Source organism: Ralstonia sp. RRA (assembly GCF_037023145.1).
Taxonomy (GTDB): domain Bacteria; phylum Pseudomonadota; class Gammaproteobacteria; order Burkholderiales; family Burkholderiaceae; genus Ralstonia.
In genome coordinates, this window is record NZ_CP146092.1 from 1,156,528 (window position 1) to 1,175,677 (window position 19,150).

The 19,150-nt window shown below is 65.3% G+C and carries 12 protein-coding genes; all 12 read left to right on the forward strand.

Going from position 1 to position 19,150, the window contains the following annotated elements:
• The first annotated feature begins 1,187 nt into the window (after positions 1-1,187).
• Positions 1,188-2,381: a UDP-N-acetylglucosamine 2-epimerase (non-hydrolyzing) gene (gene wecB, locus V6657_RS23325; RefSeq protein ID WP_048935868.1), complete on the forward strand. Its 1,194-nt coding sequence runs from the start codon at positions 1,188-1,190 to the stop codon at positions 2,379-2,381.
• 30 nt (positions 2,382-2,411) lie between these two features.
• The gene (locus V6657_RS23330; protein WP_248694638.1) at positions 2,412-4,610 is read left to right on the forward strand and encodes a cellulose biosynthesis cyclic di-GMP-binding regulatory protein BcsB; all 2,199 of its coding nucleotides are present in this window, start codon (positions 2,412-2,414) and stop codon (positions 4,608-4,610) included.
• Positions 4,611-4,645: 35 nt separating this feature from the next.
• Positions 4,646-6,775: a glycosyl transferase family protein gene (locus V6657_RS23335; RefSeq protein WP_048935952.1), complete on the forward strand. Its 2,130-nt coding sequence runs from the start codon at positions 4,646-4,648 to the stop codon at positions 6,773-6,775.
• Positions 6,772-9,267 carry a bacteriophage N4 adsorption protein A gene (locus tag V6657_RS23340; RefSeq protein WP_082170313.1) on the forward strand — a complete coding sequence of 832 codons (2,496 nt, stop codon included), beginning with the start codon at positions 6,772-6,774 and terminating at the stop codon, positions 9,265-9,267. Before V6657_RS23335 ends, V6657_RS23340 begins: the two co-directional genes overlap by 4 nt.
• A 16-nt stretch (positions 9,268-9,283) precedes the next feature.
• On the forward strand, positions 9,284-10,003 hold the full coding sequence (locus V6657_RS23345) for an alginate O-acetyltransferase AlgF (protein ID WP_048935870.1): 720 nt from the start codon (positions 9,284-9,286) through the stop codon (positions 10,001-10,003).
• Positions 10,004-10,032: 29 nt separating this feature from the next.
• Positions 10,033-11,085: a twin-arginine translocation pathway signal gene (locus V6657_RS23350; RefSeq protein ID WP_137884940.1), complete on the forward strand. Its 1,053-nt coding sequence runs from the start codon at positions 10,033-10,035 to the stop codon at positions 11,083-11,085.
• Positions 11,082-12,257 (forward strand): cell division protein FtsQ, encoded by a 1,176-nt coding sequence (locus tag V6657_RS23355; RefSeq protein WP_082170315.1) that lies wholly within the window; start codon positions 11,082-11,084, stop codon positions 12,255-12,257. The genes V6657_RS23350 and V6657_RS23355 overlap by 4 nt, the downstream gene beginning before the upstream one ends.
• 7 nt (positions 12,258-12,264) lie before the next feature.
• Positions 12,265-13,878, forward strand: a complete 1,614-nt coding sequence (locus V6657_RS23360) for an MBOAT family O-acyltransferase (RefSeq protein ID WP_048935872.1) — start codon at positions 12,265-12,267, stop codon at positions 13,876-13,878.
• Positions 13,879-13,889: 11 nt separating this feature from the next.
• On the forward strand, positions 13,890-14,126 hold the full coding sequence (locus V6657_RS23365; protein WP_048935873.1) for an acyl carrier protein: 237 nt from the start codon (positions 13,890-13,892) through the stop codon (positions 14,124-14,126).
• A gap of 10 nt (positions 14,127-14,136) precedes the next feature.
• A complete protein-coding gene (locus V6657_RS23370; protein ID WP_048935874.1) occupies positions 14,137-15,615 on the forward strand; it encodes a D-alanine--poly(phosphoribitol) ligase in 1,479 nt (492 codons plus the stop codon).
• Positions 15,608-16,531, forward strand: a complete 924-nt coding sequence (locus V6657_RS23375) for a hypothetical protein (protein WP_182570814.1) — start codon at positions 15,608-15,610, stop codon at positions 16,529-16,531. Before V6657_RS23370 ends, V6657_RS23375 begins: the two co-directional genes overlap by 8 nt.
• 332 nt (positions 16,532-16,863) lie before the next feature.
• A complete protein-coding gene (gene tssI / locus V6657_RS23380) occupies positions 16,864-19,146 on the forward strand; it encodes a type VI secretion system Vgr family protein (protein WP_053166430.1) in 2,283 nt (760 codons plus the stop codon).
• The last annotated feature ends 4 nt before the right edge of the window (positions 19,147-19,150 follow it).

Here is a 19,150-nt window from a genome sequence, read left to right on the forward strand (position 1 = left end):
GAGCGCGGCGATGGAAGGCGGCGCCGCACCGTAATCATCGGTGCTGGCATGTTGCCAATATCCTGCGTCGTCTGAGTTTCGGGATACGGGCGGCGTCGCGTCTTGCGTCAATCAAGATGGCGCGGCACTCCCGGGGCTGATGATGCAGACCCAGACGCTGCACAGGTTCAGCGTGCATGCTGACTGGCTTTGATGCGCCGAAGGCGGTGCGTGGCCAGGAATGGTGTGTGCTGTCGCAGCCATTTTTCCGATTATTAAGTGCAGATTACGACCAAATGACGCGGGCAGCGGCTTGGGGCGTGAAAGGGCGGTAACGAGTGCGATGGCGTTTCATCGAGCATTGCCATCAAACAGATTTTCAGGGGATTTCCTCAACATTCGACTCATTTCGTTATTTGCCCGGTATTCGTGGGCTGTGAAGAAACACTAACGAAATATTTAACAATTGTTGGAAACCAAAGAATCCCTGCTGGCGGGTGGGGCGTGCCAGGAAGTCTTGGGCTAGTATGCGCATCGCTGTACCCACTGAGCCGCGCGTTGCGTGAGCATGGGGGGGTGTGGCAACAATAAAAATAAGTAATCCAATCAATAAAAAGGTTTAAGCCTTGAGTTGGTGGTCGGACGATGTTGGTCTGTATCTATTCGTGACGGGGAAGGTTATGAAACAACGCACTCTGGTGACGCACAAGGATTCCCAACGAGGGATCGCGATGCTCACTTCCATCACACGGAATGGGACGCCGTCCCATTTGCCGACCCGCCCGTGCCGCTACGGCACGCGGGCCGACTTGCTGTTCGGCCCGACCTGATTCTCTGCTGACGTTTTCCAGGCCCAGGAGCGCTGTGCTCCGGGGTTGACTTGATGCGCGGTCGCTGCGGGCCCGGCGTGGTGTTTTTGTCCGGATGCCGCAGGGCGCGTGGTACGTGGTCGAGTCAACCGATCGATGGGTGATCGGGCCAAGCATTTCGGATAGGTGATTGGCGCCACGCGTGCTTGCGGGTCGTATCTGCACGCCCGCGCTCAACCTTTCTGTTGAAGTCGTCGTGAGCCGGGTGATGGCCGCTGGCGTTGCGCGCAAACGCTGGCGCCCTGTAATGTCGCGCCCCGCTTGGATTGAGAACCGTGGCTGTTTCGCTTCGTGGCCAATGTCGGCCGCAGCGACGCATTTGTAAGAGAGCGAATCCTGATGTCAACCAAGATCCTGTCCATCTTCGGTACGCGGCCCGAGGCCATCAAGATGGCGCCGGTCGTCAAGCAGCTTGAGCTGACGCCGGGCGTGGAGTCCATCGTCTGCGTGACGGGGCAACACCGCACCATGCTGTCGCAAGTGCTCGACCTGTTCGGCGTTCGGCCGCATCACGACCTTGCGCTGATGACCGGCAACCAGACGCTCAACGGGCTGGCGTCACGGCTGATTGCTTCGATTGACGACGTGCTTGCCATTGAGAAGCCGGACCGCGTGCTGGTGCACGGCGATACCACCACGGCCTGCGCCGCCGCGCTGGCTGCGTTCCATCGGCAGATCCCAATCGGACACGTGGAAGCCGGCCTGCGCACCGGAAACCTCGCGCAGCCGTGGCCTGAAGAGATGAACCGCCGCGTGATCGACGTGATGAGCGACCTGATGTTCGCGCCAACGGAGAGCTCTCGGATCAACCTGCTGGCCGAGTCGCTGGCGGGCCGCATCATCGTCACGGGCAACACCGTGATCGACGCGCTCTATCTGAGCGCCACGCGCATCGACACCGACGCCGCGCTGCGCGTGCAGCTGGATCAGACCCTGGCGTTTCTCGATCCGCAGCAGCCGGTGGTGCTGGTGACTGGTCATCGCCGCGAGAACTTCGGTGCGGGCTTTGCCGAGATCATCGCCGCGCTGGGCGATCTTGCACGCAGCAACGTCGCGCAGATCGTCTATCCGGTGCACCTCAACCCCAACGTCAGCGGGCCGGTGCGGCAGGCGCTCAGCGGCGAGCCCAACGTGCATCTGATCGAGCCGCTGGACTACCTGACCTTTGTGCGCCTGATGCAGCGGTCGGCCGTCATCCTGACGGACTCGGGTGGCATTCAGGAAGAGGCTCCGGCGCTGGGCAAACCTGTACTGGTGATGCGCGACGTGACCGAGCGCCCCGAGGCCATCGCGGCCGGCACGGTGCGCCTGGTCGGCACCCAGCGTGAAACGATTGTGCGGGAGACGCGCACGGTGCTGGAGTACCTGGCAATCGGCGAGACCTTCGCGGGCCGCTCCAATCCGTACGGCGACGGCCACGCATCGGCCCGCATCGTAGCGGCACTGATGGGGCAGCCGTTCAATGAGTTCAATCCTGACGGGCCCGGCCGCACCTTTGTTGGTGCCGCCGTCCGCGAGCCTTTGCTGCGGTAAGGCGCCATCCATCATTGCGAGACTATCGACGTGAATTCTGAACGTTCTCCTCGCCGCATGACGCGCGCTTACGTCGCGACGTTTGCGGTTGCCCTGGTGGTTGCGGGCCGTGTCCAGGCTGCTCCCGATGAGCTTGGCGCGGCATTGGCCCAGCTTTCGCAAGGACGCGTCGTGACGCGCAGCTTGTCGCTGGCAGACGTGGGCGTGCGCGAGCCGCTGGTGCTGCAGGCGCCGGATGCCATTCGCGAGCTGTACCTTCCGGTGCCCGCCAACCTGCCGATCTCCGATGCGACGCTCCAGGTGGATGGCGGTTACATGCGCGCAGATGGCGGGCGTACCACCATGCTGGTGTCGCTGGACGGGGCACCGGTGCTGGCGCGCGGCTTTACCCAGTTTCAGGGCGACGCTGCGGCCAGCCTGGGTGTGGACGGCGGCCCGCGGCCCACAGGTTTTGTCCGTCTGGGGCTGCAGTGGTCGTCGATCATCAACGACACCATCTGTACCGACCAGACGGCCATTGGCAACGTGCTGCGTATCGCGCCCACGTCGCGGTTGACGTACCGCTTCGATCCGGCTGCGATCAAGGATCTGCGCACCGCGTGGAGCGCATTGCCGACGGCACCGACGGTGGCGCTGAGCGCAAACAAGGTGGGTGCCCCTGCGTACGACGTGAGCTGGCGGACGATCGCGCTGCTCCAGGCGGAGAACAAGCGCCCGGCGGTGCGGGCATGGCCCGTTGTGGGCGATACGGTTGACCTGACCGGTGTGAGCGTACCCAAGGCATTGCAGGCCGCGCCCGCATTTGCGGCGCTGGCTGCTGGCGGCCAGCGCAAGCTGGCCAACCCGGCGGAGGTGGGCGCGTTCGTGTTGCTGGCCTCGCGTTCGGCATTCGCACCGGACATCGTGGTGGCAGATGACACGTTGCGCGGGAGCCTGAAGGCATCGCTGGATGCACTGCGCGCGCAGGTTGCCGCAGTCTCCGCGTCGGGTGCCGAGGCCTTTGACCAATGGCGTGCGCAGACCTGGGCACCGATCACCGAGCCGCTGGCGGCGGGTGAGGTTCGGCTTGCGCATCTGCCCGGGCAGGTCGTGATCGTGACGGGCGATGTAGGCGGGGTGGCGGCGCTGGCGGCAGCGTGGCGTCCGATCGATGCGTCCAACCAGATCGTGGTGCACCAGTTGGAGGGCGCACCGCATGCCTACGGTGACAAGGTTGCACTGGCCCTGCTGGGCGGCGAGCCGCGGACGATGGAGGTACTGGGCCGTGCAACGTGGGATGCCAGCTTTGATCTGAGCACCGTCTCCGGCCAGGGCAAGCTGCCGGGCGAAGTGGTGCTCGACGTTGCGGCGGCACCGTCGGCCAGCGTGGGCGGTCAGGTGGCGTCAGTCTATTTCAACGGCATGCTGATCGGCTCGGAGCTGCTCAAGCAGGACGGTCGCGTACAGCGCATCACGGCACGCATTCCGCGCTACGCGCTGGGCGCATCCAACCTGCTGCGCGTGCTGTTCCAGCGCCCGCCCGAAGACGGCTGCCGTGCGCGTCTGCAAGGCTATCCGGTGGCCGTGCTGCCGAGCAGCCACGTGACACTGGAAACTGCCAGCCTGGACCCGGATTTCACGGGCATGGTGGCGCGCTTTGCCTCGCAGGCCAACGTGATCGTGCCGACAGCCTATCTGGGCGATGCGGCTGCAACGCTGCCACGTGTCGCACGCCTGGCCAATGCCGCCGGGATCGCGCCCACGCGCAGCCAGCTCACCGCAGTGGCGGATAGCGAGGCGGCTGCACCCAAAGACACCTTCCTGGCAATCGACGTGCCCTTGCGCGACGAGACCGGCCGCGCCGTGCTGTCGAAAGACCGCCTGACGCTGACGACGGCGTCCGACAAGCTGCTGGCCGATGTTTCGGGCCTGACCAATCTCGGCATTGTTCAAGTGGCGAAGGCGGGCGGCGCGACGGGGGTGGTCTACCGCACGGTCGGGCCGGTGGCGCCGGTATTGCCGGCCACGCTGCGCCTGTCTCGCGGCGATGTGGCGGTGGTGGCCAGCGACGGCATCGCCCGCGTGTTCGACACGCTGCACCCCGGTGAAGTGCTGCCCAGCGACGAAGACCGACCGCGCCTGACCAAGAGCTTCTGGTCGTGGGCCGGGCCGGGCATCGTGGTAGTGGTGTTCCTGATCCTGTTGGCGGTGGCGGGCTACGCACGCCGGCGTCGTCAGTCCAAGTCGTGACGCTCGACGTTATCCAATGGTATGCGGGCCATCTGATGGCCCAGTACTACCACGGGCTGGAGTTGCTGGCCATCGTGGTGGCGGTGCTCATCCTGATTTCGAGCCTCGACGATCTGTTCATCGACGTGTGGTACTGGGTGCGTGAGGTCTACCGCTTCTTCACGGTCAAGCGCGTGTACACGCCGCTGACGGCCGAGCAGCTCAAGGCCCGCGCTGAGCAGCCGATCGCCATCATGGTGCCGGCATGGCTGGAGTACGACGTGATCGCGGCCATGATCGAGAACATGGTCAGCGTGATGGACTACCGCAGCTACATGGTGTTCGTCGGCACGTACCAGAACGATGCGCAAACGATCAATGAAGTCGAGCGCATGCGCCGCCGCTACAAGCAGTTGCGCCGCGTGGAAGTGCCGCACGACGGCCCGACCTGCAAGGCGGACTGCCTGAACTGGGTCATCCAGGCGATCTTCAAGCACGAGCGCGATCACAACATCGAGTTTGCCGGCGTGGTGCTGCACGACAGCGAAGACGTGCTGCACCCGCTGGAGCTGCGTTTCTATAACTACCTGCTGCCGCGCAAGGACATGATCCAGCTGCCGGTGGCCTCGCTCGAGCGCAACTGGTTCGAGCTGGTGGCCGGCACCTACATGGACGAGTTTGCCGAATGGCACGGCAAGGACCTTGTGGTGCGCGAGAGCCTGGCAGGCACCGTGCCGTCGGCCGGTGTCGGGACGTGCTTCTCGCGACGCGCGCTGCTGGCGCTTGCGGCCGAAACCGACAACCAGCCCTTCAACACCGAAAGCCTGACCGAGGACTACGACGTAGGCGCGCGGCTGGGCAAGATGGGCATGCAGTCCATCTTTGCGCGCTTTCCCGTGCAGTTCAGCATGCGGCGCAAATCGTGGTTCGGGCTCGGGCCGGAACGCGAATTCACGCTCACCATGCCGCTGTGCGTGCGCGAGTTCTTTCCGGATACCTTCCGCACGGCCTATCGGCAGCGGGCGCGCTGGGCGCTGGGCATCGGGCTGCAAGGTTGGAAGCAGACCGGCTGGACGGGCGGCCCCGCCAACCGTTACCTGCTCGCGCGTGACCGCAAGGGCATCGTCACCGCGTTCGTCGGCATTCTGGCGTATGTGCTCATCGTGCAGTTTCTGCTGTTTGCGCTGGTTGACCAGTTTGGATGGATGCCCGAGCTGATCGCCTCGCCGCTGTCGAAGTACGAATGGCTGGGCACGCTGCTGTGGTTCAACGCCATCGCGCTGACGCTGCGCGTGGTGCAGCGGGTGTACTTCGTCACCCAGCTGTATGGGTGGGAACACGGGGTGCTGTCGGTGCCGCGCATGATCGTCGGCAACTTCATCAACTTCATGGCGGTATCGCGGGCGTGGAAGATGTTCCTCACCCACCTGCTGACCGGCAAGCGGCTGGCATGGGACAAGACCATGCACGATTTCCCGTCGGAAGACGGCTTCACCGGCGAGCGCCCCCGGTTGGGCGAGCTGCTGGTGACGTGGCAGGCGATCGGGCAGGAGAACCTGGACCAGGCACTGCAAGACGCGCATGCCCGTCAGGCGCCCCTGGGCCGTGTGCTGATGGCCAAAGGCTGGCTGGATGACGAAACCTTGGCCGAGGCGATCGCATTCCAGGCGGATCTTGAGCGCGGTGCGCTCGACCTGGCCCAGCTGCGCGCGCATGCGGACCTGCTGCCGCTTGACACCGTGATCCGCCACCGCGTGCTGCCGCAAGGTGAAGACGCCGCGGGGCACGTGGTGCTGCTGGTTGCCAGCCCGCTGCCGGACGCGGAGCTTGCGCAGGTGGCCGCCGAACTGCAGCGCGATGTGGTGCAGCGGATTGTGCGTGAAGGCGAAATCGCCACGGGCCTGCGCCAGTTGCGCGGCATGAGCGCGGCTGACGCAGGTGCGCTTGCTGCGCACGTGGATGGCACCGCGACAACGCGCGGCGTGCCGTTGCTGGGCGATCTGCTGATCGAGCGCGGCCATGTTCTGCGCGAAATATTTGACGCCACGCTGCGCGATTACAGCCCCCACCGCGATGGCCGCATCGGCGATTACATGGTGAGCCGCGGTGTGATTTCGCACGATGCGCTGGACGACGTGATCAAGGAGCAGCACCGCCTGGGCGGCGTGCTGGCGGCAGCGGCATGAGGCGACTGAACGTGATACCCGCGCGCTTGGCCACGGCTGCGTTGGCAAGCGCACTGTGCGCGCCAACGCTGCTGCATGCCCAAGCGCATGACACCAAGCCGTTGCCGTTGGCTGGTACTGCCTATCGCGTCGCGCAGCAGGCCTACGATGCCTGCAAGCGCCGCGCGTATAGCAGTTGCGTCGCACTGGCGCGCGAGGCGATTCGGCAGCGTCCTGATGTGATGTCGCTCCATCTGCTGCTGGCGGATGCGCTGGCGGCGCAACGGCAGTATGCGGAGGCCGGGCGCGTGCTCAACGGTGCCGCTGCACGTTTTGGCCCGGACCGGCAACTCGCTGAGCAGCGCAGGCGCGTTGCAGCCTTGCGGGCGCCTGCCAACGCGGCCGGGCATGTGCAGGCCAAGGACGAGGAGGGCGGCGCGCTCCTGACCGGCGCAGCACTGGAAACCGCCCAGAACGCCTACAAGGCGTACAACGCCAAGGATTTTGCCGGCGCCGCACGTTACGCCAACGAGGTCATTGCGCTGCGCCCCGACCTGAAGCGCTTTCGCCTGTTGCTGATCGACGCCTCCAGTGCAGCCGGCGATGATGCTGCCGCGTGGGATGCCGACATCGCCGCCGTCCGACAATTTGGCGACAGCGAACCACTGCGCATCCGCCGCGAGTTCATTGGCGTCGGCCTGGGCATGAAGGTGGCGGAGGACGCGCTCAACGCACGTCAGTCGGGCGATACAACGCGCGCCATCGCGCTGGCACGCCAGGCGGTGGTCTATGCGCCGGCGCGTTTCGACTACCGCTTGCAAGTCATCGACGGGCTGCTCGCCACGGGCGATCTGCCGGGTGTAGAACGCGCCATGGACGATGCCATCACCTACGACGATACGGAAATCATGGCCTGGACGTTGCGCGGCTACGCACGCGCGGCACAAGGCAAGTCGGAGGCGGCAAACGCTGATCTGGCGCAGGCACTCAAGCAGGCCGATGCCACGGCTGCGGTGCGGCGCTCGATGCAAACCATTGCTGCCGACATCTGGTTGGCACAGGGTGAGCCGCAGCGCGTGATCGACGTGCTTGGCGATCTCAAGCCGATCGATGACGACACGGATTCGCTCACCACGATGCGGGTACACAGCGCGCGTAAGCAATTGGCAACTGCGCAGGCAGCAGCGGCCGCCCCGGCGCCGTCCGCCGAGGAGACCGCACAACGCGTGGCCGTGGCGGCGCGTCCGGTGATCGACTGTGCCGCCAGCGAGTTCGGGTCGGACTGCGATCTGTATCCGGCAGACCCGGGCTTTGCGCCGGCACAGGCCTCCGCCCGGGCCGCCGAAGCGAAAGACACCAAGGCGGCGCTTGAATACGCCCGTCAGGCCGTGCAGGCGGCGCCGCAAGACGCACAGCACCGTGTTGATCTGGTCAATGCGCTCATCGATGCCAAGCAGGAACGGGCGGCGACCCGCGAGTCGAAGGCGATCGTCGACGACGGGCTGCTCGATGCTCTGCCGCCATTGTCAGCAGCCTACATCGCGCAGCGGGCAGGCGAAGACCAGACTGCTTCCGACCTGTTCGAGCGCGCCGACAAGATCACGCCGCTGTCCATTGACGAGCGTACCGATGCCGCCTATTCGGCCATGGCGGCACGCCGCAACCCGCTTGCCATTGGGCATCTGGAGCGCGCCATCGACGAGGGTCTGGCACCGCCGGAGGGCGATGACCCGCCGCCCACGCCGCAGGCCATGCTCGACATGCGCGAAGCCCATGCCGAGGCCACGCGCAACTGGGGCTTTGACGCAACGCTCAGCTACCGTGGCGGCGGCATGCCGTCAGGCCCGCTGCTGGCCACCACGCCCGGCGAGGCCAACGCCTGGCAGGCAGGGGTTGAAGCGTACTGGCGCCCGTTTGGTCCGCTGGGTGAACGGATGTTTGAAGTCTATGCACGCGCCTTCGAGAGCTTTGGTGTCAAGGGTGGTGAATCCAGCGGCGCCCAGACGCTGCAGGCTTCCGTGGGCGCGCGCGTCAAGCCGTTCACCGATCTGAACGTGATCTTCGCTCTTGAGCGCGTGATCCCGATCGGCTCTGCTGCCAACGGGGATTGGCTGGCGCGCACCGCCTATTCCGACGGCTTCGGCACCGAGCGCCGCATCGACGTCCCATCGTGGTGGACCGGCCGCGTTTACGCAGAGGCCGGGCGCTACCTGCAGGCCGGCACCAACTACGCCACCGCCAACGCAGAGTTCGGCCGCACCTACCGCATTGACAGCGTCAGCTCGCGCTGGACGGTGTTCCCGTACGTGGTCGTTGGCGCGGACTACGACAGCAACGTCAACAGCAGTGTGCCGATCGGCGCGGGGGTGGGGGTGTCCACACGCTATGTTTTCCGCGAGAACAAGTACGATGCACCGCGTTCGTACGTCGACGTGTCCTTGCAGTACCGCTTCAAGCTGGCCGGCGACGACCGTGCTCGCGGAGTGTTCTTCAACGCCATCTATTCCTATTGATCCTATGCAACGTCGCATGACATTGACCGATTTGATGCGCGCGCTGGGCGCGGTGCTCGTGCTGGGTGCGCCCGCTGCCGCGCATGCCGCCGCGCAGGATGTTGCCAGCCTGTATGGCCCGCAGCCTCCCGCCAACGCCACGTATGTGCGCGTGGTCAATCTTGGCGCCCAGCCGGCCCGCGTGACGTTGCCGGGCAGCGAAGCCGCGCAAACACTGGCAGCCGGTGCGTCGACGCGCCTGAGCGTCGTGACCCCAGGTACGCCGCTGCGCGTGACGGTCGATGGGCGCGAGCCTGTGCAGGCAACTGCCACGGATACAGCAGGCGCGGCGTCGGCCAGTGATGCCACGGCCGGCCAGGCCATCACCGTGATGCTCACGCGTGAGTCGCAAGGCTGGCGCGCCACACGTGTGGCCAACCCGCAGGAGCGTCTGGATGCGATGCGCGCCACGCTGCGCGTCTACAACGTTGCGGGCGCCTGCACGGGGAAGATCGCCGTGGCCGACAACGGCCCGACCGTGTTTGCGCAGGTGCCCGCTGGCACGCAGCAGGCCCGCGCCATCAACCCGATTGCCGCTCGCCTGACGGGCAGCTGTGGCAATGCCACGACCGCGCCGCTGCAACTGCCCACGCTGGCTGCGGGTGACAGCTACAGCCTGTTCCTGACCGGCGACGCTGCCAAGCCTGTACTCACCGGCGTGCGCGATGACATCGCCTGGCCGCCTGCCAAGAAGTGAACCTCACCACCGAATTTGAAGGCCACACCATGACCGTATCGCTTCGTTCGTCGCTCGGCTCCGACAGCCCGACCATCGATGCCCGCCGCCGCCGCGTGCTGCTCTCGCTGGGCGCGGCACCGTTGGCCGGTGCGCTGTCCGCGTTGCCGAGCCTTGCACTTGCCGTGCAGGGCGCACAAGCACCTGCCACCAAGGCCCAGACCATCATCGAAGGGCGCGACCGCTGGCTGTTCCCCGGTTGGGAGAGTCTGACCGAAGACGATACCGGCGGCTGCCTGCAAGCGCTCGATCTCGTCCGCAAGGCGGCCGACAAGCTCAGCGCCGCGGATATCCGCACGGTGATCGTCATCGCGCCGCTCAAGGCCCGTGCGTACGCCGACAAGCTGCCTGATGGCATGACGCTGTCACCGGCGGTGAAGGGCCGCTACGCCGCACTGGCGGCCCATGCCGGCAAGATCGGGCTCGACATGGTTGACGCAGAGGCGGCCATTGCCACCGTCAACCCGACCGACGACACCACGTTCATCCGCGCCGACTATCACTGGTCCGGACGTGCCGCCGAGGCCAACGCCGCCGCAACGGCCAAGCTGCTGCAAGCGCGCGGCTTGTTTACTGAGCGTACCGGTGGCGGCACGCGGCTTGGCAAATGGACGGAAGAGATCAGCTACGGCGATCTGGCCGACCTGCTGCCGCCGGAAAAAAAGAAGGCGGTCGGCAAGGACCACTTCTTCGTTCGCCAGGCCGGCAACAACAAGGACTTGCTCGATAGCGCACCCTCCCTGGTGCAGGTGGTCGGCAACAGCATGGTGCAGCCGTACCTTGGTTTTCCGCAGAAGCTTTCGAACGCCATCGACAACCCCGTCGGCCTGACCTGGACGTTCGGCAACGTTGGCCCGTGGAAGACGCTGCTGAACTATCTGGAGTCGCCCGCGTTCAAGTCCGCCAAGATCAAGGCGCTGGTCTGGCAGTTCAATGAAGGCCAGATGATGAACGGCCCGAATGCGGCAACGCAGTGGGATGCCGCTTCGATCATGGCGGAAGACGCGTGGCTCGCCCGCTTGGACAAGGCGCTCGCGCGATGAGCGACGGGCTCGCACGTTCGCCTGCCACCGCGCTGCCCGGGCAGGAGCCGGCAGAGGCGGCGCCGCCGGATCGGTCCGCGTTCTGGCACCGGGCTTTGGCTTGGGCCGTGGCGGCGCTTCTGGTCGTCGGCCTTGGCATAGCGGCGGTTGCGCTGGGCCGGCAGGCTGACAACGGTGAGCCATTCAATTGGGCCGGATGGCGCGACGGCACCCTCGGTCATCAGATTGAAGGTGCCATCGACGTGCCGTACGCACGTACGCTGCACCGCTGGCAGGCTGCACTGCGTTATCGCGTGCAGGGCGATCTCGGCCAGCAGGTGCGCGAGGGCTGCCCGGGCTGGCTCTTCTACGCCGATGGATTGCGCCCGCCCCCCGCTGCGGCCGGGCAGGTGCGGCAAGTGGGCGTGCCGGGTGCCGATGCATTGCTCGATGCGCGCATCGCGACGCTGCACCGCTATGCCGATGCCCTGCGCAAGGACGGCATCCGTCTGGTGGTTGTGACGGTGCCTGACAAGGCGCGCGTTGAAGCGCAGGCCCTCTGCGGCCTGCATCAGGACGCCCGCATGACACAGCGCCTGGCCGGATGGCAGCAGGCGCTGGACGCTGCCGGTGTCGCGCGTGTGGAACTGCTGCCCGCATTGCAGCAGGCAAGCCCCGCGTACTTCCGCACCGATGTGCACTGGAACGCGAGCGGCGCGCAGGCCGCCGCCAATGTGATTGGCGCCGCTGTGCTGCCGTTGCTCGGCGGGCGGGGCGATGCACGCTTCGAACATCAGCAGGCTGCGGTGGAGCCGCGCGTGGGCGATCTGCTCACGCTCAGTGGTCTGGGCGATGTGCCCGACGCATGGCGCCCGGCGCCCGATCAGGTGGCGCCGCAAACCATCAGCGCGGTGCATTCGGGCGGCCTGCTCGACGACGCGCCGCCGGTGGAAGTCATGCTGGCGGGCAGTTCGTTCTCACGGCGCAGCGAGTTTGCAGGGCGCCTGGGCGAACAGCTTGGCCGCGAGGTCTGGAACGTGAGCCTGGACGACGGCCAGTTCGACCGTGCCATGCAAGCCATGTGGGACAAGCGCGCAACGTGGCCCAAGAGTGTGCGCGTGCTGGTGTGGGAGATGTCGGAAGACGCGCTGCACCTGCCGGTCAAGACCCTCCCCAACGGCGCCAGCCATTGAGGCCGAGATGCTATTCAACTCGTTCATTTTCCTGACGCTGTTCCTGCCGGTTTCGATTGCCGGCTACTACCTGCTGGGTGCACGCTCGCCGCGTGCGGCATCGGTCTGGCTGTGCTTGGCGTCGTTCCTGTTCTACGGGTGGTGGAACCCGTCGTTCGTGCTGCTGCTCACGTTGTCGATCGCGTTCAACTTTGCGATGAGCTGGCTGATCCTGAGCAACCCGACGGGATCGCGTGCGCGCCGCGCTTGGCTGGCCTTCGCCATCGTGGTCGATCTGGCGGTGCTGGTGCGCTACAAGTACCTGGCGGCGTTGATTGGAGTCGTGGTGAACGCGGCCGACATCATGCCGGCCGGCTGGGTTGCCGTGGCGATGGAAGACGTGGCGTTGCCGCTGGGCGTGTCGTTCTTCACCTTCACGCAGATCGGCTATCTGCTCGACTGCAATGCCGGCATCGTCAAGGAGCGCGATCCGCTGGGCTTCATCCAGTTCGTCACGTTCTTCCCGCACCTGATTGCCGGGCCGATCCTGCACCACAAGGAAATGATGACGCAGTTCGCGCGCCCCGAGACGTATCGGCTGCGTGCGGAGAACCTGTCCATCGGGCTGACCATGTTCACCTGCGGGCTGGCCAAGAAGCTGCTGCTGGCCGACACGATTGCGCCGTACGCCGACCACGGCTTTGCCGCGCCCCACGAGCTGCAGATGCTGGCCGCCTGGGGCGCCTGTCTGGCCTATGCGATGCAGCTGTACTTCGACTTCTCGGGCTACTCCGACATGGCGATGGGGCTGGCGAAGATGTTCGGGGTGCGCTTCCCGCTCAACTTCAATTCGCCGTTCAAGGCCGGCAGCATCATCGAGTTCTGGCAGCGCTGGCACATGACGCTCACGCGCTACCTGACCAGCTACCTCTACTACCCGCTGGCGATGCGCATCAACCGTGCGCGCATGACCAGCGGCAAGTCGACCGGGCGCTTGGCGCAGCGCTCGGCAGGCGGCTTTGCGGCCACCGTGGCGGTGCCGACCTTCTACACCATGGGGCTGGCAGGCGTGTGGCATGGGGCAGGGCTGCAGTACCTCATCTACGGCCTGCTGCACGCGGCCTTTCTGAGCGTCAACCATGGCTGGCGGGCGTGGCAGGCTGCGCGTGCGCCGGCCGGTGCACCGGCGCAGCCAGCACTGCCCACGCCGCTGCGGCATGCAGGCAATGTGCTGCTGACTTTCTTTGCGGCGCTCGTGGCGTTCATCTTCTTCCGTGCCCACGGCGTGCATGATGCGCTGCAGATGCTGGGCGGCATGGTTGGTCTGCGCGGCATCGAACCGCTGGGCTGGCCCGCCTGGGGCGAGGCCGGCATGAGCGGCCTGGAGTGGCTGCGCATCGTGCTGGGCCGCTCGATGCTGGCACTGCAGATCGTGGCGATGCTGGCCATCGTCTGGTGCCTGCCCAACGTGCATCAATGGATGGGCCAATTCTCACCGGCGCTGGAGCGTCCTGCCAATACAGCGGCTGCGCGTTTTGGCTGGCAGCCCTCGCTGCGCTGGGGCGTGGTCATCGTCGTTCTGCTGCTGTTCTGCATGGCGCAGTTGCACGGTGAAGTGCGCTTTCTCTATTTCCAATTCTGACCGACCCGATCATGACTCAAACCGAAACCCTGCTGGCCGATGTAAAGGCGCTTGTCGAGAACATCGTACTGCGCACGGTCGAACCCGACACGCCGCTGATCGAAATGGGGCTGGTCGATTCCGTACTGGCAGTCGAAATCGTGATGGCTGTTGAAATGCAGTTTGGTGTGCGTGTGCCGCCCACGGAAATTGCCGAGCATCTGGCCTCGGTCGACGCGTTGGCGGCGTATATCCAATCCACCAGATAGGAGAAGGGCGATGCGGCTTGATCTTCATACGGGCACGTTTGTCGATACCGGGCTGCGGCCCAACCACGATGCGGTGATCGGCGCCGATCGCACGCTCACCTGGCAGGCGCTTGCGCAAGAGGCTGCCGCGTGGTGCGTACAGGCACGCGCGGCGGGCTTTGCCGCCGATGTGCCGGTCATCATCCGCGGGCACAAGGAAGCGGCGTTCTTCGTTGCCATTGCCGGGGCACTGATGCTGGGCGCCCCCTTTGTGCCGCTCGACACGATCTACCCGGATGAACGGATGGGCCGCATCGCGCACACGCTGGGCGCGCATGCCTATTACGATGCGCGCACCGCAGCCTTCGAGACGCTGCCGCATGCCAGCAGCCCGCAACCGCTGCAAGAGAAAGGGCTTGCCTACGTGCTGTTCACCTCGGGCACCACGGGCGAGCCCAAGGGCGTGCAGATCGGCCGCGAAAGCGTTCACACCCTGGTCGACTGGATGGCATACGACTTTGCGCTCGGCTCGGCACCGGTGTTCCTGAATCAGGCGCCGTTCAGCTTTGATTTGTCGATGTACGAGGTGATGGCAACGCTCGCGCTGGGCGGTACCGTGGTGCTGGCCTCGCGCGAGGCCATTACGCAGGGCGATGCGTTCCTGAAGACGCTGGCCGCGCACGGCGTGACGACGTGGGTGTCGACCCCGTCGTTTGCGCAACAGCAGTTACTGCAGCCGGATTTCTCGGAGCAAGGCCTGCCCACGCTCGACACCTTCCTGTTCTGCGGCGAGGTGCTCCCGGTGTCGCTGGCACGTCACTTGCGGCAGCGTTTTCCGAAGGCGCGCATCATCAACACCTACGGCCCCACCGAGGCCACCGTGGCCACCACCTGGATCGTGGTGGACGATGCGATGCTTGCCGGCGCAGACAAGCTGCCCATCGGCTATCCCAAGCGCGGCAGCGAGGTCTTTGTGCAAGACGGCGAACTGTGCATTGCCGGCCCGCATGTGATGCGGGGCTACCTGAACCGCGAAGACCTCAACGCCACGCGCATGTTCTCGCACAACGGCACGCGCGGTTTCCGCACGGGCGACCTGGGTGCGGTGGATGAGCTGGGTCGCCTGTTCTGCCACGGCCGGATCGACGATCAGGTCAAGGTGGGTGGCTACCGCATCGAGCTGATGGAGATCGACGCTGCACTCGGCAAGCTGCCCGGCGTGCAGAACGCTGCAGCGGTGCCATTGCGGCGGCCGGATGGGTCGGTGGCGCGCATTGTCGGTTTTGTGCAGCCGGCATCGGGCGATGCGCAGTCGTCGTTTTTGCCACAGGACTGGAAGGCATCGCTGGGTGAGGCGCTGCCGCCGTATATGATTCCGTCGGAGTTGATCCCGCGGCAGACGTTGCCGGTGTCCGTCAACTTCAAGATTGACCGCGCCAAACTGGCACAGGATTACCGTGACATGCAACTCAACCCGATCCGCCACCCCGAGGGCAAGCTCAATGGATGAGCGGCGTCCTTCCTGGCGATGTGCCGCGCTGGTCGTGGCGCTGGCCCTGTCCGGGTCGTTGACGGGCGGGGCGATCGCGCAGGAGCTTGCCGGCGAACCGCTCGCACAGGGCGTCGTCTGGCAGCCGGATGCCCTGCACAAGAACCCGAAGGGCACCTGGGACAGGCTTGGTGTCAGCAACTTGCTGGTGCAATGGACGGCCGTGGACGATGCGGCCTTCGTGCCCGGCGCCAAGCCGTCGGCCATGGTGCATGCGCCGGATTGGCCACGCATTGCCGCTGAACCGTGGGCGCGCAATGTCATCGTCGGGTTGGCCGGGGCATTTGATGAAACCTGGGCACGTGCCCACGTTGAAGAGCTGGCCGAGCGCTCGCGGCATCTGGTGGCAGTGCGGCCGCCCGTCAATGTCGAGGGCTGGTACTTCCCGGTGGAAGTCGATCCCACCTGGAAAGACATGGCGCGGCTCAAGCGCGCGCTGGACCGGTTGCCGCGCCCGCTGTGGATCAGCGTGTACGACCATAGCGAGCTTGGCGCCCAGCAATTTGCCGACTGGGTTGCACGCTGGCTGCCTGCGGATGTGGGCGTGTTCTGGCAGGACGGTTGCGGTGCATTCAAGCGTGATCCGGCTACTGCGCGCGCCTATGCCAATGCGCTGGCTGGGCGCTTCGGCACCGAGCGCGTACGCGTGATTGCCGAGGCGTTCCGCCCCAAACGCCGTGGCGGTTTCCGCCCCGCCACCGCCTATGAGTTGGCGCCGCAACTGGCACACTACCAAGGTCTCAAGGTCTACCTGTTCGACGGCCCGCACTACGTGTCGCCAACGCTCGTCGACGGACTGCTCAAGCACCCGCTGCGCAACACGCCAGGATTGGCGCTGGATGTGCCGTTGAAGAGCGGCTCTGGGCAGGATTCGTAGACGCCGTTCAGCGCGCTGCGGCGTTTTGAAGACACCGCGCTTTTTATCAAACGTTAATGTTGCTCGACCACGGAAGTCACCAAGTGCTTCCGTAGTGACGTCGCGCGTCGCGATTAAAACGCGTTAAACCAGAATTCAAAAAGTTTCAGGCTCCAAGTAACGGAACGCTCATCTGCCAAACGCAAGCTTCCACTAGCATGCGATCCATCGCCAATCGACAACGTATCGGTTGGACGTGCCGGGGGGATTCCGGCCGAAGACAACGGGTGTTTCTGTTGACTGCGTAGTTGGCCCGGCCGGTGCAGATCGCATAGGACGATGGGAGCGGGCCCATGAGTTTCACAACAACCGGAGGCGGCAATGCGCCGTCCGGCAATGCTTTTCTTTCGACGCTGTCTGGCAGCGGGTTGCAGGCGGGTACGAGCCTGCTGACGGATGCCGCCGGCATGCTTGGCAATGTGCCGGGCGCAGGGCTGATCGGCGGTGCTGCACGTGCGGCGCAATTGGCGCAGACGGGCATGTCATTGCTCGGGCGCACGCCGGCCTCGATTGCCGATGCCATCAACGGCATGTCGGGCGCCAAGGCGCGCCTGACGCAGGACAGCCGTTTCGTGCGGATGGAATCGCCGCTCGGGCACGACGTGCTGCTGGTCAACGCGCTGGTGGTGGACGAGTACGTCAACCGCCTGCCGGAGATCCATCTCGATCTGCTCTCGCACCAAAGTGATATCGAGATCGACAAGATCGTCGGGCAGCAGGTGTCGGTGTCGCTGGAGCCGAAGTCGAGCGGCGGTCTGTTCAGCCAACTGGCGGGCGGCCCAGAGATCGGCCAGCGCTACTTTCAGGGCTACGTTGCATCGTTCGGGCGGGTGGGGCATCCAGGCTCAGTCACGCGCTACGAGATGACGGTGGTGCCGTGGTTCTGGTTCCTCACGCGTTCAACCGACTGCCGCATCTTCCAGAACAAGACCGCTGAAGAGATCCTCTCGGAGATCTTTGTCGAGCTTGGCTTTCATGATTTCGAATTCCACCTGAAGTCGGAACAGACGCGGCTTGAGTACATCGTCATGTACCGCGAGTCCTACTACAACTTCTGCGCCCGTTTGATGGAGCAGGAGGGCATGCTGTGGACGCACCGCTACGAGAAAGACAAGCACGTGCTCGTGATTGGCGACACCAACGACACGTTCAAGCCGCTCGAACCCGTGGATTCGATTCCGTACTACGGCGCCAGCGCCGCCAGCGAGCGCAACGGCATTGACCGCTGGGACGAGGCATTCAACTTTCGCGTCGGCAAGATCACCTATCGGGATTTCAACTACGACACACCATCGTCACCGCTGATGCACGTGGAGGTGCCCACCACGCTGAAGAACCCCAACATTGGCGGCACTGAGCGCTACGAATATCACTCGCTCTACGACCACGGCGACGACGGCCGGCGCTATGCGCGCCAGGCGATGGAGGCGGAAGAAGCGCTGGCGCATCGCTTCAAGGGCACGGGCTTTGTGCAGGCCATGACCACGGGCGGGCGCTTTCGGCTGACCAATCACCCGGTATCCGCCTACGATGACAAGCCCTTCGTGCTGCTGCACGTGCGGCACCACGCGGTGAACGACTACACGCGCAACGGCACCGATCTGCCGTACCGCAACAGCTTCACGTGTCTGCCGGCGGAGGTGCCGTTCCGCCCCGAGCGCCGCACGCCGAAGCCTTACATGTACGGCACGCAGGCAGCGGTGGTGGTGGGCCCCAAGGGCGAAGAAATCCATACCGACGGCAGCCGCGTCAAGCTGCACTTCTACTGGGACAGGCGCGGCAAGCAGGATGGGTCCGACTCGATCTGGGTGCGTGTCTCACAGCCGTGGGCGGGTGCGGGCTGGGGTGGCGCGGCCATCCCGCGTATCGGGCAAGAGGTGATCGTCGCCTTCAACGAGGGCGATCCCGATAACCCGGTGATCGTCGGGCGCGTGTTCAACGGCGAGGCCGCCAACCCCTACCACGGCGACAACGGCCAGACCATGGGCATCCGCAGCCAGACGCACAAGGGCGGTGGCTCCAACGAGCTGCGCTTCTCCGATGTGAATGGCGCGCAGGAAGTCTTCATGCATGCGCAGAAAGACATGAACACCGTCGTGCAGGACGCGCAGAGCACGCACGTCATCAAGGGCGACCGGACGATCCTGGTGTCGACAGGGGACCATGCAACGGAGGTGTCCACCGGCAACATGAGCGAAGCCGTGAAGGGCAACCACACCACGCTGGTGACGCAGGGCGACCACAAGGCGCAGATCGACACCGGCAACATGGAAACGACCGTCGGCAAGGGCGACAAGAAGCTCACCGTAGCCAAGGGCAACTATGAGACGACGGTGTCCGTGGGTGATCAGACCCACACCGTCACCCAGGGCAATACGACGCAGAAATCGCCCGCGGGTGTGCACACGATCGAAGCCAAGGAACTGTGGATCAAGGTGGGTGGTGCGGGCGGGACGTCGATCCACATGACGGCCGACGCGATCGAGCTGCACAAGGGTTCATCCACCATCCGGCTCGATGCGGCCGAGATCAAGATCCAGGCCCCCAACACCCATATCAACCCGGACAACGGCTGACACC

Bases quoted from the DNA above. Each gene is read 5' to 3' on its own strand.
- wecB (WP_048935868.1), top strand. From the start codon at position 1,188: ATGTCAACCAAGATCCTGTCCATCTTCGGTACGCGGCCCGAGGCCATC.
- V6657_RS23335 (WP_048935952.1), top strand. From the start codon at position 4,646: ATGGCCCAGTACTACCACGGGCTGGAGTTGCTGGCCATCGTGGTGGCG.
- V6657_RS23340 (WP_082170313.1), top strand. From the start codon at position 6,772: ATGAGGCGACTGAACGTGATACCCGCGCGCTTGGCCACGGCTGCGTTG.
- V6657_RS23345 (WP_048935870.1), top strand. From the start codon at position 9,284: ATGACATTGACCGATTTGATGCGCGCGCTGGGCGCGGTGCTCGTGCTG.
- V6657_RS23350 (WP_137884940.1), top strand. From the start codon at position 10,033: ATGACCGTATCGCTTCGTTCGTCGCTCGGCTCCGACAGCCCGACCATC.
- V6657_RS23355 (WP_082170315.1), top strand. From the start codon at position 11,082: ATGAGCGACGGGCTCGCACGTTCGCCTGCCACCGCGCTGCCCGGGCAG.
- V6657_RS23360 (WP_048935872.1), top strand. From the start codon at position 12,265: ATGCTATTCAACTCGTTCATTTTCCTGACGCTGTTCCTGCCGGTTTCG.
- V6657_RS23365 (WP_048935873.1), top strand. From the start codon at position 13,890: ATGACTCAAACCGAAACCCTGCTGGCCGATGTAAAGGCGCTTGTCGAG.
- V6657_RS23370 (WP_048935874.1), top strand. From the start codon at position 14,137: ATGCGGCTTGATCTTCATACGGGCACGTTTGTCGATACCGGGCTGCGG.
- V6657_RS23375 (WP_182570814.1), top strand. From the start codon at position 15,608: ATGGATGAGCGGCGTCCTTCCTGGCGATGTGCCGCGCTGGTCGTGGCG.
- tssI (WP_053166430.1), top strand. From the start codon at position 16,864: ATGAGTTTCACAACAACCGGAGGCGGCAATGCGCCGTCCGGCAATGCT.